At 64.0% G+C, this 18,283-nt stretch carries 5 protein-coding genes; 4 read left to right on the top strand and 1 reads right to left on the bottom strand.

The genetic code is table 11. The features are described from left to right. The 4 genes from ACW9I6_RS08125 to ACW9I6_RS08110 form a co-directional block, all read left to right on the top strand. A partial coding sequence (locus ACW9I6_RS08125) for a condensation domain-containing protein (protein WP_457339150.1) occupies nucleotides 1-2,114 on the top strand: 2,114 nt, incomplete at its 5' end. A 54-nt stretch (nucleotides 2,115-2,168) separates the two neighbouring features. Next, nucleotides 2,169-12,233: an amino acid adenylation domain-containing protein gene (locus tag ACW9I6_RS08120; protein WP_457339149.1), complete on the top strand. Its 10,065-nt coding sequence runs from the start codon at nucleotides 2,169-2,171 to the stop codon at nucleotides 12,231-12,233. Continuing rightward, nucleotides 12,230-15,976, top strand: a complete 3,747-nt coding sequence (locus ACW9I6_RS08115) for a non-ribosomal peptide synthetase (RefSeq protein ID WP_457339148.1) — start codon at nucleotides 12,230-12,232, stop codon at nucleotides 15,974-15,976. The genes ACW9I6_RS08120 and ACW9I6_RS08115 overlap by 4 nt, the downstream gene beginning before the upstream one ends. Then, nucleotides 15,977-17,608: a cyclic peptide export ABC transporter gene (locus tag ACW9I6_RS08110; protein WP_106803968.1), complete on the top strand. Its 1,632-nt coding sequence runs from the start codon at nucleotides 15,977-15,979 to the stop codon at nucleotides 17,606-17,608. Here ACW9I6_RS08110 and fhuF read toward each other — a convergent pair. Then, nucleotides 17,599-18,255 (bottom strand): siderophore-iron reductase FhuF, encoded by a 657-nt coding sequence (gene fhuF / locus ACW9I6_RS08105; protein ID WP_087694536.1) that lies wholly within the window; start codon nucleotides 18,253-18,255, stop codon nucleotides 17,599-17,601. The genes ACW9I6_RS08110 and fhuF overlap by 10 nt on opposite strands. Between the last annotated feature and the right edge of the window lie 28 nt (nucleotides 18,256-18,283).

Below are 18,283 nucleotides of genomic sequence, written 5' to 3'. Positions count from 1 at the left end.
CGCTCGTGCCGATCGGCAAACCCATCGCCAACCTGCGCCTGCATATCCTCGATGAAGCCCAACAACCGTTGCCGATTGGCAGCATCGGCGAGCTGTACATCGGCGGTGTCGGCGTGGCGCGCGGTTATTTGAAACGCGCAGACCTGACTGCCGAGCGCTTCCTGACGGTTAACGGTGAGCGCCTGTACCGCACGGGCGACCGTTGCCGCTTCCTTGCCGACGGCAATATCGACTACCTCGGCCGCCTCGACCACCAGGTCAAGCTGCGCGGCCAGCGCATCGAACTGGGCGAAATCGACGCCGCACTGCTGGCTCAGCCCGGCATAACCGGCGCCTGCACGCTGGTTATCGACAACCGCCTGGTGGCGTTCTACAGCAGCCAGGCGCCGCAGTCGGAGCTGACCGCTGTGCTCAGCGCCGAATTGCCAGCCTATATGGTGCCAGCGGTGTGGGTCGAAGTGCCGAGCCTGCCGCTGACCAGCAACGGCAAGCTCGACCGCAAAGCCCTGGCCGCGTTGCCACTGCCGCAGTCCCAACACGAATCCGTCGCCCCGCGTAACGCCTTGGAAAGCCTGGTCTGCCAGCTGTTCAGCGACGTGCTCGGCGACGGCCTCACGGCTGGGCGTGTGGTCGGTACGGCTGACAGTTTCTTCGCCTTGGGCGGTGATTCGATCCTTGGTTTGAAGCTGATTTCGCACCTGCGCGACCAGGGTTACGCCCTGACGCCCAAAGACCTGTTCCGCGCCCAGACACCTGCGGGCCTGGCGCTGGTGATCACACCGCTGCGGGCGGTGGCCGAGCAAGGAGAAGTCAGCGGTGCGATGCCGTTGATGCCGCTGCACCAGTGGTTCTTCGATCAGCAGCAACCGCAGCCCGCCTACTGGAACCAATCGGTGCTGGCCGACAGCGATCGCGTGCTGCAGCCGGTAGTGGTACAGGCCACCCTGGATCGATTGATCGCCCATCACGATGCCTTGCGCCTGCGCTTCATCGAAGTAGACGGTCAATGGCAAGCCCATATTGCAGCGGTCGAGTCTGCCCGCTTGACGCTCGTCACGGACGTGGACCAGTTGCAACAGGTCGCGCAGAGCCTGAACCTGCAACATGGCCCGCTGTTCGCCGCTGCCTTGCTCGAAGGTAATCCGCAACGCCTATATCTGGTTGCGCATCACCTAGTGATCGACGCCGTCTCCTGGACGCCACTGCTGGAAGATTTCCAGCAGCTGTATGCGGCGCTGGAAAACGGCACGCCGACGAGCCTGCCGGCAAAAACCACGTCCTATCGCCAATGGGCCGAGCACCTGCAGGCGCATGCCGGCAAAGTCGCCGCGGAGCAGCGTTACTGGGCCAGCCAGGTCGCAACCAACCCTCGGCCCCAGGCCACCGTGGCCGAGCGCCAGACCTTGTCGGCCCGTTGGGATGCCACACGGACTCATCAATGGCTCACCGAGTCCCACGCCGCCTACCGGACCCAACCGGAAGAGCTGTTGATCGCCGCCCTGGTCGCCACCCTGGCGCAAGCCGAACAGCGCCAGGACATCGTCGTCGACCTCGAGCGCCACGGCCGCGATGCCGGTTTTGAGGGCCTGGATGCCAGCCGCACCGTGGGCTGGTTCACCACCCTGTTCCCGCTGCGCGTCAACGCCCGTGGCGCCGCCGGCGACTGGGTGCGCCAGGCCAAGGAAGCCCTGCGCGGCGTTCCCGGCCAGGGCCTCGGGCACGGCTTGCTGCGCCTGCGCGGCGAGTTGCCAGCGGCCAGCGGTGATGTGCTGTTCAACTATTTGGGCCACGAGCAAACCTCGCCGGGCTGGTTGCGTGCCAGCTCGCTGGCGGCGCCGTCGGAGGTGGCTTTGGGTAACCGCGTCAGCCATGCCCGTGAAGTGGTGGCCTGGCTGGAGGACGGCGTGCTGCACCTGCATTGGCACAGCGTCAACCCGGACGCCGATCGCGACCTGCCTGCGCAACTGCTCAAGCACCTGCAGGCGCTGCTGGAACATTGCCTCGATCCGCAGGCCGGGGCACTGATGCCGTCTGACTTCCCGTTGGCCAAGGCGCTCAATCAGAAGTCCCTGGACGCGTTGCTAGGCAAGCTCAAGAGCAAACCGAATTCCTGAAAACGGCCCGTGGCTGGCCGTTTTCTCCAAGCATTTGAAATGGATCGCACAACCATGAACAACATCGAAGACATCTACTCCCTATCGCCGACCCAGCACGGTTTGCTGTTTCACAGCGTGGTCGAGCCAGAATCCCGGGTGTACTACCAGCAATTGAGCCTGGAGATGAACGGCCCGGTGCAATTGCCGGCGTTTCGCGCTGCCTGGCAAGCATTGATGCAACGCCACGCCGTGTTGCGCAGCGCGTTTCTATGGGAAGACCTCGACGATGCCTATCAGGTGGTGCAAACCGACGTCGGGTTGCCCCTGAGCGAGCTGGACTGGCAAGGCCACGCCGACCCGAAAACCGCGCTGCAGCAATTGGCCCTGGAACAACGCGCACAACCGCTGGAACTGAATGACTCGCCCCTGATGCGCCTGACCCTGGTGCGCCTGGAACCGCAGCGCTGGCACCTGATCTGGACCTTCCACCACATCATCATGGACGGCTGGAGCGTCGGCATTGCGATCCAGGAGTGGCTGGCGCTCTATTACGAACACGCCCATGGCCGCCCGGCCAACCTGGCGCCGACGCGCGCCTACCGCGACTACATCGCCTGGCTGGCAGAACAGGACATGGCTGCCACCGAAGGTTTCTGGCGTGACCAGTTGCAGGACGTCAGCGAACCGACGCCGCTGCCCGATTTCGGCTTGCGCCTGCTTCCCACGACCGACGCGCCATGCGCCGAACGGGAAAACCGCCTGAGTGTCGACGAAACCGAACAACTGGCGCAGTTCGCCCGTCGCCATCACTTGACGCTCAACACCCTGATCCAAGGCGCCTGGGCCCTGTTGCTCGGCCAACACGCAGGCCGCGATGACGTGATCTACGGCGTGACCGTGGCCGGGCGACCGGAAAATCTCGCGGCGGTCGACAGCACAGTCGGCCTGTTCATCAACACCCTGCCCCTGCGCGTGCAATGGGCCGACGGCCCGGCACTGGTGGACTGGCTGCAACAGTTGCAGCAAGCCAACAGCGACCTGCGCCACCACGCCTACCTGCCCCTGGGCAAACTCAAGTCGATGAGTAAGATAGCGGCCGAACAGGCGCTGTTCGATTCGATCCTGGTGTTCGAAAACTTCCCGGTCACCGATGCGCTCAATCAGGACGCCAACGGCTTGAGCTTCGCCGACCCGAACCGTGAGCAGGCCACCGATGGCCTGGTCCTGACCCAGGGGCGCAACCATTTTCCGCTGTCACTGATCGTGGTGCCGGGCGAACAACTGCACTACCTGTTCAGCTACAACCGCAGCCGTTTCAGTGACGCCGAGATCGCGCTGCTGTCGGCACAATTGCGCAACGTACTGCTGGCCATGGCCGCGCAACCCCAACGCCGTGTGGGCGAACTCGATTGGCTGGGCGCTGACGAACGCCAGCACCTGCAAGCCCTGGGGCGCGGTGTGTCACTCGCCGTTCCTGAGGCGTGCTTGCATCAGCGTTTTGAGCAACAGGTCGTTGCCGCTCCGGACCAACCGGCAATCCGCGACCGCGCAGGCGTACTGAGTTACGCCGAGCTGGACCGGCGCGCCAACCGTCTCAGCCATCATTTGCGCGCCCAAGGCATCGGCCACCAGAGCCTGGTCGCACTGGCCCTGGAGCGCAGCGCCGATTTCGTCATCGCCCTGCTCGCCACCCTCAAGGCCGGTGCCGCCTACCTGCCGTTGGACCTGAAACAACCGGCCGGGCGTCTGGCCGATGTACTGCAAGACAGCCGCGCCGCGCTGCTGATCGGCGCCACGGCTTCGCCCTTGCTGGCACGCCTGGCCGAGCACACGCCGTTGCTGTGCCTGACCGAGCAGGCCGAGGTCATCGCCGCACAGCCGCAGACCTCGCCCGCCGTCGCCCACAGCCTGGATGATGCGGCCTACGTGATCTACACGTCGGGCTCCACCGGTACGCCAAAAGGCGTGGTGGTCGAACACCGGGCAATCGTTGACTACCTGACAGCGGTGCACAGCGTGCTCAAGCCGCCTGCCGCCGCTCGCTACGGGCTGCTGTCGAGCGTTGCCGCCGACCTCGGCCACACTCAACTGTTCGGCGCGCTGTGCAGCGGTGGCAGCCTGTTGCTGGTGGATGACGAGAGCGGTTTCAGCCCCTTGGCCCTGGCGGAGTTGTTCAGCCAGCACCCGGTGGACGTGCTGAAAATTACCCCGAGCCACCTCAGCGGTCTGTTGCAAGCGCTGCCGGATGCGCGTTTGTTGCCAGAGGCGTTGCTGGTGTTTGGCGGCGACGCGCTGAGCCCGGCGCTGCTGGCGCAGGTCAACGGCCTGGCGCCGGGGCTGCGGGTGTTCAACCACTATGGGCCGAGTGAAGCGACGGTCGGTGCGATTGCCACCCAACTCACGCCGGGCCAGCGCAGTATTGCCTTGGGCCGACCGCTGCCGAATCGTCAATTGCAGGTGGTGGATGTTCAGGGTCGTGAGGTGGCGACAGGGGTGAGCGGTGAGCTGCTGATCAGCGGCGCCCTCGCCCGTGGTTATCTGCACCGTGACGACCTCAGCGCCGAGCGCTTCCACCACGATGCCCAACACCAACGTTGGTACCGAACGGGTGACCGCGTGCGTTGGCTGGTGGACGGCCAACTGGCGTTCCTTGGCCGAGTCGACAGCCAGGTGAAGATTCGTGGCAACCGCCTGGAACTGGGCGAAGTCGAGGCACAGATCAAACGCCTGTCACCGCTGATCGAACAGGTGGTGGTGCGCGCGATTGAACTGGACGGCGGCCTGCGCCTGGTCGCTTATCTGGTGGCGAGCCAGTCACTGTCAGCGCTCAAGCTGCGCAACGATCTCGGCAACCGCGTGCCGGACTACATGGTGCCGGCGCACTTCATCACCCTGGATGAATTGCCCCTGACCCGTAACGGCAAGGTCGACGCACAGCGCCTGCCGCTGCCACCCACCAGCCGCGATGACAACGCCACCCACGTCGCCCCGCGCAATGAAGTGGAAACGCTGCTGGCCGCGATCTGGCAGGACGTGCTCAAGCTGGAACAGGTGGGTGTGCACGACAACTTCTTCGCCATCGGCGGTGATTCAATCCTCAACCTGCAAATCATCGCGCGGGCCAATCAGCAAGGGCTCAAGCTCACGCCACGGCAGTTATTCGAGAACCGCACCATCGCCGATATCGCCCGTGTTCTGGGGGCCGACGCTAGCCATGCAGTGGCCGAGCAGCGTGCCGATGGCTATGCATTGCCCCTGAGCGCCGGCCAACGCGCACGCCTGGAACAAGGCCCATTGACCGCCACCTGGCGTTGCGTGGCGCTGGCGCAACCGCTTGATCGCGAGCTGCTCAGCCAGGCCCTTGGCGCCTTGCAGCAGCATCACCAGGCCCTGCGCCTGGCGTTCGACGCAGACTGGCAACAGCGTGTGCTGGTGGCCCCCAAGGCGGCTGCGATCACCTCGGGCGACTACCACCCGGCACACCTGCACGCACTGGCCCAGGCCGCAGTCGACGCACTTGACCTACAGGCAGGCCAAAGCCTGTATGCCAGCCTGCTTGGCGATCACCTGTTATTGGCCGCGCACCCGTTATGCGTGGATGAGGCTTCCTGGTCGTTGCTGCTGACGGACCTCAATCTGGCGCTGGCACAACTGCGCCTGCAACGGCCGGTGCGGCTGTCCTACAGCGGTGGCAACTTCACCCAATGGACCCGTCATCAGCAAGCGCATGCCGAGAGCGATGCCCTCGACGACGCGTGGGAACACTGGCTGCAATACGCCGGCATGGACACGCTGCAACTGCCTGACAACCACCAGGCGAGCAACGTGGTCGAGCTGAGCCTGAGTGGCGCAACCTCCGGCGAGCTGAAGCGCTTGGCCGATGTGTTGCACCTGGAGTGGAACAGCCTGCTGGCCACTGCCGTGGCCGAACAATGCGGCGACGGTTTGTTGGCGTTGGACCTGTACGCCGCACGCCCGGCCACCGAACGCCTGCCAGTGGGCGCGCCCCTGGTGCTGGCCGACCTCGAGCCGCAACTGATCGTCGGTGCGCTGGACCTGGCCGTGCCGGTGTTCCTGCAAGCCGCAGGTGCTAATGCGTTGCAACGCCTGCAGTCGGTGGCCGCGCAACTGCGTGCGTACCCGCAACACGGTGCCGATTACGGCGCGCTGCGCTACCTCTCAGACAACACCTACCTGCAAGAACCCCTGCGCGACTTGCCTGCTGCACCGATTGCTATCCATTGGCGCGGCGATTTCGACATCCACCGTGAACCGCGCAGCCTGTTGGCACACATCACCGCTGCCAATACGCCAGCGGCATCGACCCATGCCTTGCGCATCGATGCGCATTGGCAGGACGGCCAACTGCACCTGCGGGTTGAAGGCGCGCTGGCCGCCGACTGGGCGCCGCAACTGGCCGAACGCCTTGGCGCCCTCGCGACCGTGCTCGCCGAGCCAGGGCTGCGCCCGGCCAGCGAGGCTTTCCCGCTGTGCCACAAACAAGCCGCAACGCTTGCGACCGAACCGCTGGATTGGTCAAACCTGGAAGACGTCTACCCGCTGTCGTCGATGCAACAAGGCATGCTGCTGCACACTTTGCTGCAACCCCACAGTGGCATCTACCTGATGCAACAGCGCTACAGCTGGGACGGCGTATTGCAACGCCCGGCCATGGAGGCCGCCTGGCAACTGTTCCTCGACCGCCACCCGATGATGCGCACCGCGTTCTGGTGGCAGGACGACCACGAACCGCTGCAATGTGTGTATCGCAAGACAGCTGCGGCGTTCGATTGGCAAGACTTGCGTCACCTGGATGACGCGCAGCAGCACCTCGCCATGGACCAGGCCCTGGAAGCCCAGCGCGTGCAGGGTTTCGACATGAGCAGCGCACCCTTGACCCATCTGCGGGTGTTCCAGCTCGATGAACAGCGTTTTGCGGTGGTGCGCAGTTTCCACCATATCCTTACGGACGCGTGGTGCTTCGGCCTGTTGATGGAGGACCTGCTGGCGATCTATCAGGCCCTCGTACGCCAAGAGCCCGTGGCGCGCCCGCGCTTGCGTTCGTTCCGCGGCTACATGAGCTGGTTGGAACGCCAGGACATGGCCGCTGCACATGCCTTCTGGCAAGCCGACCTGGCCGGTTTCAGCGAGCCGACGCCGCTGCACGTGGACAGCGCCCTCGCCGGTCCGGAACAGGCGCCGGAACAGGTCGGCGACTTCGACCAGACCTTAAGTATCAGCCAGACCCAACGTTTGCAGCAGCTGTGCCAGCATTACCAATTGACGCCCAACACCTGGATCCAGGGCGCTTGGGCACTGCTGTTGTCGCGCTACAGCGGCAACCGCGACGTGCTGTTCGGCGTCACCGTGGCCGGTCGCCCAACCGATCTGGCGGGTGTCGAGGAAATGGTCGGGCTGTTCATCAACAGCTTGCCGTTGCGCGTTGATGTCGACCCGCAAGCGCCAGTCGCGGGCTGGCTGCAGGCTCTGCTGTCACACAACGCTCGCCTGCGTGAACATGAAAGCGCATCGCTGGTGGATATCCAGCGCAGCAGCAACGTGCCTCGCGGCCAACCGCTGTTCGACAGCCTGGTGGTGTTCGAAAACGCACCGTTGGATATCAGCAGCGTGCAACTGGATGCCTTCAGCATCGATATCTATGAAGATCGGGTGCACACCAACTTCCCGATGACGGTGGTGTTGTACCCCGGCGATCGTCTGGGCATTCGCTTGTCCTATGACAACCAGCGCTTCAGCACCGACACCGTGCAGCGCATGCTCGGGCATCTGGTGCAATTGCTTTCGAGCATGCTCGACGCGCCAGAAGCGCCACTGGGCACGGTGCACATGCTGCCAGCCACCGAGCGCGAGCAACTGCAAGTGGCGTGGAACCGCAGCGAGGTCGATTTCCCGCTGGCTCGAGGCTACGCCGAGCTGTTCGCTGAACAGGCGCACCGCCGGCCACAACAGATTGCCGCTGTGCACCAGCACGAATCCTTGACCTACGCCGAGCTGGACCGTCGCGCCAATGCCGTTGCCCATGCCTTGCAAGCCGCGGGTGCCGGGCCGGAAACCCTGGTGGCGCTGTTCGCCGAGCGTGGCTTGGCATTGCTGACCCTGATGATCGGTACACTCAAGGCTGGTGCCGCCTTCCAGGCCCTGGACATTCAACAGCCGGCCACACGCCTGGCCGAACTGCTTAACCTGGGTGCAGCGCCGCTGCTACTGGTGTGCGACAGCGCCACCGGCGTGCTGGATAGCGTGCTGCCGCAGCTGCGCACACAGCCGACGTGCCTGGTCGCGCAGGCCCTGTGGCAAGGCGAGGACAAGCCCGCGATTGGATACGCGCACAACCCCGACCAACTGGCCTATGTGATTTTTACCTCGGGCTCCACCGGTACGCCAAAAGGCGTCATGGTCGAACAGCGCGGTATGCTGAATAACATCTTCGGTAAAGTCCCGGCCCTGGGCCTGGGTGAACATGACCGCATCGCACAGACCGCTTCGCCGGCGTTCGATATTTGCGTGTGGCAGTTCCTCGCCGCACCACTGGTGGGTGCCACCGTGCATATCCTGCCCGACGCGCAGGCCCATGATCCGCTGGCCTTGCTCGATGCGGTACAGGCGCAGCAGTTAACGTTGCTGGAAACCGTGCCGGCGCTGATTCGCGGCATGCTCCAGGAGGTGCGCGCACAAGACAACCTGGCCAGTCTGCGCTGGCTGCTGCCCACCGGCGAGGCACTGCCGCCAGCGCTGGCACAGGATTGGTTCGCACGCTTCCCGTCGATCCCGTTGATGAATGCCTACGGTCCGGCCGAGTGTTCGGATGACGTGGCGTTCTACCCGATCACCGAGGCGCCGGGCGATGACTGCCTGCACATGCCGATCGGCCGGCCGACCGCAAACAACCAGGTATTTGTGCTGGATCCCGACCTGCGCTGCGTGCCGATCGGCGTGCCGGGTGAGTTGTGCATCGGTGGCGTGGGTGTCGGCCGTGGTTACCTGCGCGACCCGCAACGCACCCGCGAAGCCTTTGTCGCACATCCGTTCCAGCCCGGCGCGCGCCTGTATCGCAGCGGCGATATCGGCCGCCTGCGCGCCGATGGGGTGATTGAGTACCTCGGCCGCCGCGACCAGCAGGTGAAGATTCGGGGTTATCGCATCGAGCTGGGCGAAATCGAAAACCGTCTGATGCAACACCCGGCAGTCGACAGCACGGCGGTCTTGGCGCTGCCCGATGCCCGTGGGGCGTTGCAACTGGTGGCCTGGTATGTGCTCGACGGCGCGGCCGGACTCGACGCGCCAACCGCGCAACAGGTACTCACCGCGCACCTGAACGGGCAATTGGCGAGCTATATGGTGCCAGCGCGCTGGCAGGTGCTGACACAATTGCCGCTGAATGCCAACGGTAAGGTCGACCGCCGTGCCCTGGCGGCACTGGATGTGGCACCGGCCGAACAGGTCGAAGGCGTGTCGGTTGCGCCGCGTACGCCGACGGAAACAGCCCTCGCCGAGCTGTGGCAGGACCTGCTCGGCGTGGCCAGCGTGAGTGTGTACGACGACTTCTTCGCCATCGGCGGGCACTCGTTGCTGGCCACGCAAATGCTCTCACGCATTCGTCGCCGCTTGAACGTCAGCCTGCCGCTGCGCACCTTGTTCGAAGGCGGCACGCTGGAGGAACTGGCGCAGGCGGTCGATCAGCAGGCTCAGGTATCTGATGACAGCGAGATTGTGCCGGCACCCCGCAACCAGGCGCTGGCGTTGTCGTACGCCCAGCAGCGGCTGTGGTTCCTCGACCGCTTCGAAGGGCCGAATGCGGCCTACAACATGTCCAGCGTGGTGCGCTTGCGTGGCACGCTCGACATTGCGGCCTTGCAACAGGCGTTGCAACGTGTGCTGGAGCGGCATGAAGCGCTGCGCACCACTTACCACTTGAACGGCGAGCAGCCGTGCCAAGTCATCAATGAAGCGCCCACGCTTGACCTCACCCCGGTCACTGTCGAATCCCATGCCCTGCAAAGCGTGATTGACCGGCAGTCGGCGCAGCCGTTCGACCTTCAGCAGGCACCGATGCTGCGCGCCCACCTGTTGCACCTGGGTACGGATGATCATGTGCTGCAACTGGTGCTGCACCATATCGCCACCGACGCCTGGTCCATGGGCATCCTGATCCAGGAACTGATCACCGGCTACCAGGCCTACTCCAGCGGCGCGGTCCCGGCCTTCTCGCCGTTGCCGATCCAGTACGCCGATTACGCCCAGTGGCAACGCAGCGAACCCCAACAGCGCCAGTTGGCGCGGGCGATTGACTATTGGCGGCGTCAGCTCGACGGCGCACCGACCTTGATCGCGTTGCCGCTGGACGCGCCGCGCCCGACGCAGCCGGATTACAGGGGTGCGGTGTTGACCCAGCAGTTCAGCCCGGCGCAAACACTGGCACTCAAGGCGTACGCGCAACAGCACAAGGCCACGTTGTTCATGGTGTTGCTCAATGCGTTCAACAGCCTCTTGCAGCGGGCCACCGGTACTCACGACTTTATCGTCGGCACCGACCTGGCCAACCGCGAGCAATCGGTGCTGGAGCCGTTGATCGGTTTCTTCGTCAACGTGCTGCCGATTCGCGCGCGCCTCGACGACAACGACACCTTTGATAGCCGCCTGCAACGCTTGCGCGAGGATTGCCTGTCAGCCTTCCAGCACCAGCAGGTGCCGTTCGACAAGCTGGTCGAGACACTGCAACCGCCGCGTACGCCCGGCGTAAACCCGCTGGTGCAGGTGTTGTTTGTGATGCAGAACACGCCGCAGGGCTCGGCCAGCTTGTCAGGCCTGGCGGTGGAACACTTGGCGCCGCAGCAGGAATCCAGCAAGTTCGATCTGGCGGTGTTTGTCGAGGAAGACGAGAGCGGCCTGAATGTGCGCTGGGTCTATCGCACCGGCGTGTTGAGCGCCCAGACCGTTGCTCATTTTGAACAAGGCTTCCAAGCCCTGCTGGACACTCTGAACCTGCAAGACTGGGCGTGGCGCCTGGCGGGCGACACCCCAGCTGAACCTCTTGCAATCGACGACGCCCAAGCACGCAGCGCGCGCAAGCTGTCGAAAATGAGCAAGCTAAAAAGCACCCGCGCCACCGCCGTGAGCCAACGGCCCCACGAACAGGTGCGCACACGCACCTTGAGCGACGGCCAACCACTGCCCCTGGTAATCGAGCCGCTGCTGGCCGACCTGGACCCGGTGCATTGGGCCGTACAGGCGCGCGAATGGATCAATGTGCAACTGCGCAGCCACGGCGGCCTATTGTTCCGTGGTTTCAACCTGCCGGACGCGAACGCCTTCGAGCAGTTCGCCCAGGCGATCGAACCGGACTTGTATGGCACCTACGGCGACCTGCCGAAGAATAAATCCGGCAAGAACATCTACCACTCCACGCCGTACCCGGAACAACACATGATTCTGTTCCATAACGAAAGCTCGCACCTGGCGCAATGGCCGCGCAAGCAGTGGTTCTTCTGCGAGATTCCGGCACCACGCGGTGGTTGCACCCCGATTGTCGATTGCCGCCAGGTACTGACGCAGTTGCCGCCGGCCATTGTCGAGCGCTTCAAGGCGCTGGGCCTGCTGTATGTGCGGCACTTCACCGACAAGCTGGATGTGCGCTGGCAGGACTTCTTCAAAACCGAAACACGCGAAGAGGTCGAACGCCAATGCTTGCTATCCGGCATGCAGTGGGAATGGCTGGGAGAGGACAATCTGAAGGTTGCCCAACACTGCCCGGCGATTGTCACGCATCCGGATACCGGTGAGGCGTCGTTCTTCAACCAGGTGCAACTGCATCACAGCGCCTGCCTGGAAGCGGAGGTGCGCAGCAACCTGATAAACCTGTTTGGCGCCGGCAACCTGCCGCGCAATGTGTATTACGGCGATGGCAGCGTGATTGAGGATGCAGTGATGGACGTGATCGGTACGGCGTACGAGGCCTGTGCAGTGCGCTTCGACTGGCAAAAAGGCGACATGGTGATGCTCGACAATATGCTGGTGGCGCACGCCCGCGACCCGTTTGAGGGGGAGCGCAAGATCTGCGTTGCCATGGGCCAGATGATGAATCGCGAACAATTGCAGCACGCGCAGGAGCCGGTATGAGCCACTACGAAGCAGCGTTCGCCTTGTCGCCACAACAGCGCAGCCAATGGCTGGCGAATGCGCCGCTGGCACGCTTGACCCTGCAAGTGCACGGTGCTGCCGCGCTGGCACAGCTGCACGAACGGCTGGCATCGCTGGCCGCCGTGCACGATGCGCTGCGCCTGCAAACCCGACCGGAACCAGGCTTGCAAGTGCCATTGCAGATCGTCGCGGCGACCCACACCTTCAGTGTCGATGTACAGGCACGGGTGGAGGATGTGTATCAGGTCACGTTGCAATTACCCGCCCTGGCCGCCGACCGTGGGACGCTGCTTCGCTTGGCGCAAGCCCTGGGTTCGGCTTTGGCGCCGGTGCCTGACGACGAGGCCATGACTTACACCCAATACAGCGCCTGGATTCACGACTTGCAGGCGGATGAAGACGCCGCACAAGGTCGGCAATACTGGGCTGGCCTGGCGTTGGGCGAGCAGGCCGGTACCGAGTTGCTGTACCGCGAGGCACGCAGCGATCAGGCTGCTACGACGCTGACCACCAGCGTCATGCTTAACCCTGCATTGAGCGCAGCCTTGCAAAGTCACTCCGCGCCCGCCGAACAGTTGCTGATGACGGCCTGGGGCGTGTTGTTGCAGCGCCTAAGTGCCAATGACAGTGCGGCGCTCACCCTGAACTGGGTGCATGACTGCCGTGACGACTACGAAGAACTCGCCGACTGCTGGGGCTTGTTCGCCAAGGCCCTGCCGCTGCCGTGGCAACCGGTTGTCGAGCGGCCATTCACCGGGGCACTGGCCACACTGCAAGTGCTCTGCGAACAGGCGGGCGAATGGCAGGAATACTCGCTGCCGGTTGAGACCGCGCCTTACGGTTTCCAGTGGACCCCGGGGTTCGAAACCGCGGGCAGCTCGTTCAAGGTGCTGGAGATGCACGCCATCCCCGCCGGCATGGAACTGCTGCTGATGGCTGAACCACAGGGCACTGCCGGTTACCGCCTGACGCTGTGTCATCAAGCGCGGTGCTACAGCATTCCTGCCGCGCAGACCCTGCTGGAGCAATTGCAGTCGCTGCTGCTCGACGCCCTCACCCACCCTGCCAAGCCGCTCGCCGAGCTGTCGCTGCGCGCACCAGGGTTTTCGGCGGCGCTGGCTGCTCGTCATGAGCAGGCCGCACCGCTCTTTGCCAGCGTACCAGCGCGCTTCAACGCCTGTGCGGCCAGCTTTGCCGAACACCTGGCGTTGCGCGACCCCGGACAGCACCTGAGCTACGCCGAACTGCATGCGCGCAGCAATCAGTTGGCGCATTATCTGATAGCTCAGGGCATCGGCCGCGAAGACCGCGTGGCGTTGTACCTGGACCGTTCGGCACAGATGGTGTTGGCGATGCTCGCCGTGCTCAAGAGCGGCGCAGCGTTTGTACCGTTGGACGTGCACCAGCCCGCCCAACGCTCGCTGGCGATTCTGCAACAGGCGCAACCGCGCCTGGTGCTCACCGGCGCCGCTGGCGATGCCCCTGTGCTGGCGTCGATGGGTGGCCTTGATCTGCGCGAGACTGCCGTTTGGCAACAGGCACCAATGACCGACGTTGCGCCTGACATCCGGCCTGAGGATGCCGCGTACCTATTGTTCACCTCGGGGAGCACCGGTTTGCCGAAAGGCGTGATCGTCGAGCACGCGCAACTGGCCAGTTACGTGTCGAGTGTGTCTTCGCGCCTGCAGTTGCAAGCCCGCGAACGCAGTGCCGTGGTCACCTCGCTGGCCGCGGACCTGGGTTACACCCTGCTGTTCCCAGCGCTGCTAAGCGGCGGCGAATTGCACGTACTCGACAAGGAAACCGCCATGGACGCCCAGGCCTGGGCCGCCTGGCAGGCGCAGTACCCCGTCGATCATCTGAAAATCGTACCGTCGTTGCTCGACGCCTGGCTGATCCACACGCCAAGCGCCGCCGTGCTGCCGCGCAAGCAACTGATCCTTGGCGGCGAGACCTGTTCGCGGCGCCTGTTGCAATCGATCCGCGCGTTCGCACCGGCGCTCACGGTGTTCAACCACTACGGGCCGACCGAAACCACCGTTGGCGTGGTGATGCACAAGGTCGATCCGGCCTGTGACTATCGGCGCCTGCCCTTGGGCGACCGCCTCGATGGCATGCGTTTGTATGTGTTCGACGACCAGCAACAACTGGCCGCGCCTGGGCAAAACGCCGAACTGTATATCGCCGGCCCGCAGTTGGCGCGTGGCTACCTGGATGCGCAACACGACGCCGGGCGTTTTATCCAGCGCGACGGCGAGCGCCTGTACCGCACCGGAGATCGTGCGCGGTATCGGCATGACGCCAGCCTGGAAATCACCGGGCGCACCGATCGCCAGGTCAAGGTGCGCGGGTTTCGCGTCGAGCTCGACGAGATCCAGGCCCAGTTGGCGAGCCTGTCGGGCGTGGCCCAGGCGGCGGTGGAATGCCTGCCTAAAGGTGAGCTGGGCCAGCAACTGTTTGCGTTCCTGACCTTGGCGCCAGGGCATTCGCTGACAGTGGCGCAACTGCATGGCCAGGCGCAGGACCGCCTGCCGGATTACATGCTGCCGAACCTGCGTATCGTTGAAGCGTTGCCGTTGATGGGCAATGGCAAGCTCGACCGCAAGACCTTGCAGCAATGGGCAGACAAGGTCCTCGACAGCGTGGGCGGCGCCCTGCCGCGCACGCCATTGGAGGCATTGCTGGCCGAAGTCTGGGCGCAGGTGTTGGGCCTGGAGCGGGTGGGGATCGAGGATGACTTCTTCGCCCTGGGCGGGCACTCGCTGGCGGCGGTGAGCCTGGCGAGCCGCTTGCAGACGGTGTTGTCGGCGCCGGTCACCGTCAATGCGGTGTTCAATGCGCCAAGCGTGGCGGCATTTGCAGCGCTGGTGCAGGCGCAGTTCACGTTGTCGCCGCTGGTGCGGCTGTCGGCGGCGGGACCGGGTACCAACCTGTTCTGCTTCCACCCGTCCACCGGCCATGTGCAGGATTACCGCGCGCTGCTGCCCCATCTACCCAACTGGCAAGTGTGGGGCTTGCAGGCGGCGTATCTGGGCGACGACAGCATAGCGCTCGACGGCAACATCGACAGCCTCGCAGCGCTGTATGTCGAGCAACTGCGCCAGCAGCAGCCCCAAGGCCCCTATCATCTACTTGGGTTTTCACTGGGCGGGCTGCTGGCGATCACCGCAGCGGCGCAGCTGGAACGTTGCGGCGAACAGGTGGCATTTCTTGGCATCCTCGACTCGCAATACCAGCGACAGGACGAGGACGATAGCGTCGAGGCATTGCTCGACTCAGCCGCGCAGGCGCTGACCGTTGACAGCCAGGCGCGGTTGCGCAATTTGCCGGCATCGGTTTCCACCGCGTTGACTGCTCGATTGGCTACACTGCCCGCCGCCGAGCGCCTGCCCGCGCTGGCGCAATGGGCGCACCAGCAAGGCCTGCAACTGCAGGGCGACAGCTGGGAACATCTGCACACGCGCATTGGCTACCAGCAACATACGCAGCAGTTACTCGCCAGCTTCCAGCCGCCACGGCTAAGCTGCCCGGTGCATATCTGGTGGGCCGATGCCACGCTGCAAGCAGCGGACTTTGCCGACCCGCAGTGGGAACAGCTGAGCAGCGGGCCATGGGTGCGTGACGTGGTGCAGGCGCAACACTTGAACATCCTGGAACAACCCACGATGCATCAACAATTGATCGTCGGCCTTGCGGCCCTGGCGACAGACGGAGCAGTTTGAATGGATTTGCTGATGCTCATGGCCAAGCGCTCGTGGCGCGCCCTGTTGGTGGCGACGCTGACCGGCCTGGCCTGCGGACTTGCGGCAGCAGGGTTGATCGCGATGATCAACCACAGCCTCACGGTGTTCGACCAACTGCGACCGATTGACGGCCTGTACTTCGGTGGACTGGTGCTGCTGGTGGCGGTGTCGCGGATTATTTCCGATATCAGCCTGCTGCGCCTCGGCCAGGCGGCGGTCAACGATATGCGCCTGCACTTGAGCGCCAAGCTGATCGACACGCCCTATGCGCAATTGCAACGATTGGGCAAGCACCGGCTGCTGGCGATGTTGACCGACGACACGCAAACCATCAGCCAGGCAGTGGAGCTGGTGCCGATCCTTTTGGTCAACGGCGGGATCATCATCGCTTGCCTGGGTTACCTGGGATGGCTGAGCTTGCCGCTGCTGGGCTTGACGGTGTTGCTGATCATGCTCGGCAGCCTGAGTTTCAACTGGCCGCAACGCCGGGCGCTGACGTCGATTTCCCGCGCGCGCGAACTCAAGGACCAACTGTTCGAGCATTACCGCTTGCTGACTGATGGCAGCAAGGAGCTGCAGCTCAATCACCCGCGTCGCCAACACTTCTTTACGCGCCTGCTGCTGCCGGTCAGCCAGCAATACCGGCGCGACTTTGTGCGCGGCATGAGCATCTATGCGGTGGTTATGAACTGGGGCAATGCGGTGTTCTACCTGCTGATCGGCGTGGTGTTGTTTGTAGCGCCGCACTTTATCGAGCTGAGCGTGAGCCTGGTCACCGGCTATATCCTCGCGATCCTGTACATGATCACGCCGCTCTCGGAATTGATGCACGCCCTGCCAACCCTGGGCCGTGCCAGCGTGGCGCTGAACAAGATCCGCGCCCTGGAAGGCGAAATGCAGGGCGCCAGCGAAACCCTGGAAACCTTCGCGCCGACCCAGGTGCGCAGCCTTGTGTGCCGCGACATGACGCATACCTACTACCGCGAACGCGAAGACGGCCACTTCACCCTCGGGCCGATCAACGTCACCTTAAAGGCGAGCGAGACGGTGTTTATCACTGGCGGCAACGGCAGCGGCAAGACCACCCTGGCGTTGTTGCTGACCGGGCTTTATCGCCCGGAAAGCGGCGATGTGATGCTCGACGAGCAGGTGTCGTCGAGCAATAACAACCACCATTTCCGTCAGCACTTCTCGGCGATCTTTACCGACTTCTGCCTGTTCGAAAACCTGTTCGACGGCGACGATCCGCAGTTGGTGCAGCAGGCCCAGGATTACCTGGTGCACCTGCAATTGGACCACAAGGTGCAAATCGAACAGGGCCGCTTGACCACGCTGGCGCTGTCCACCGGGCAACGCAAGCGCCTGGCGCTGCTCAGTGCGTATCTGGATGATCGTCCCTGCTACCTGTTCGACGAATGGGCCGCAGACCAAGACCCGGTATTCAAACACTTCTTCTACACCCGCATCCTCACGGACCTGCGTGCGCGCGGCAAACTGGTGATCGTGATATCCCACGACGACGCGTACTTCGGCCTTGCCGATCGCTTGTTGCGTATCGAGCATGGGCGCCTGAGCGAAGCGCCGTTGACGGTCAGCGCCGCTCAGTCATAGAGGGAGTGCAGGTAGCTGACCTGCTCCGCCAAGGGCAGACGGTGCAGTTTGGGGCAGGATTCGCACAGCACCAGCGGCTCGCCTTCAACCAGCGGGTGCAGCTGGTAGTGCAGGCAACAATGCCGGCGTAGTGGCAGACGCGGGCAAATATCCGGTGCGGGCGACGGGACTTGGCGTTGCAGGCCGCGCAACTTCAAACGTCCGTCGTTAACGCTGACCTGCTCCAGCCAACGGTGCACCTCGGCAAAGCCTGGCCGGGACAGGTCGGGGTCGAACCGGTCGAACGCACCGTCCCAGATCGCGACGAAATTGCCCCACAAAATCTTCGGTGCCAAGCCACCGGCTGCCGCCAGGGTGGCGAACAACGGTGCCAGGTGCTCGTGCAGCCAGCGCGAAAGGTAGAGGACGCGCTCAGGTTCCGTCAGTGTCGGCAAGCCACTGGTGAAGTTCAACGCCAGCGGTTGTCCGGCATCCAGGTGCAACACACTGCCATCTGTCCAGAAGTCGATCGCCTGCTGGCGTGTGAGCAGGCAGGCCAGGGTCGCCGGCACCACGATGCTCATGTAGTTCATCGACCACTGCGACACCACTGCAGGCTTGTTGATGCCGGGATAGCGCAGGGCAAACTCGGCCAGCACGGGCTGCAGCAAGGCAGGATCGGCGACACGGCTTAAT

This window comes from Pseudomonas sp. SDO5522_S412 (genome assembly GCF_054071215.1).
Note: the sequence above shows the minus strand (reverse complement) of the source record. Positions and strands in the feature narration are given on the sequence as shown.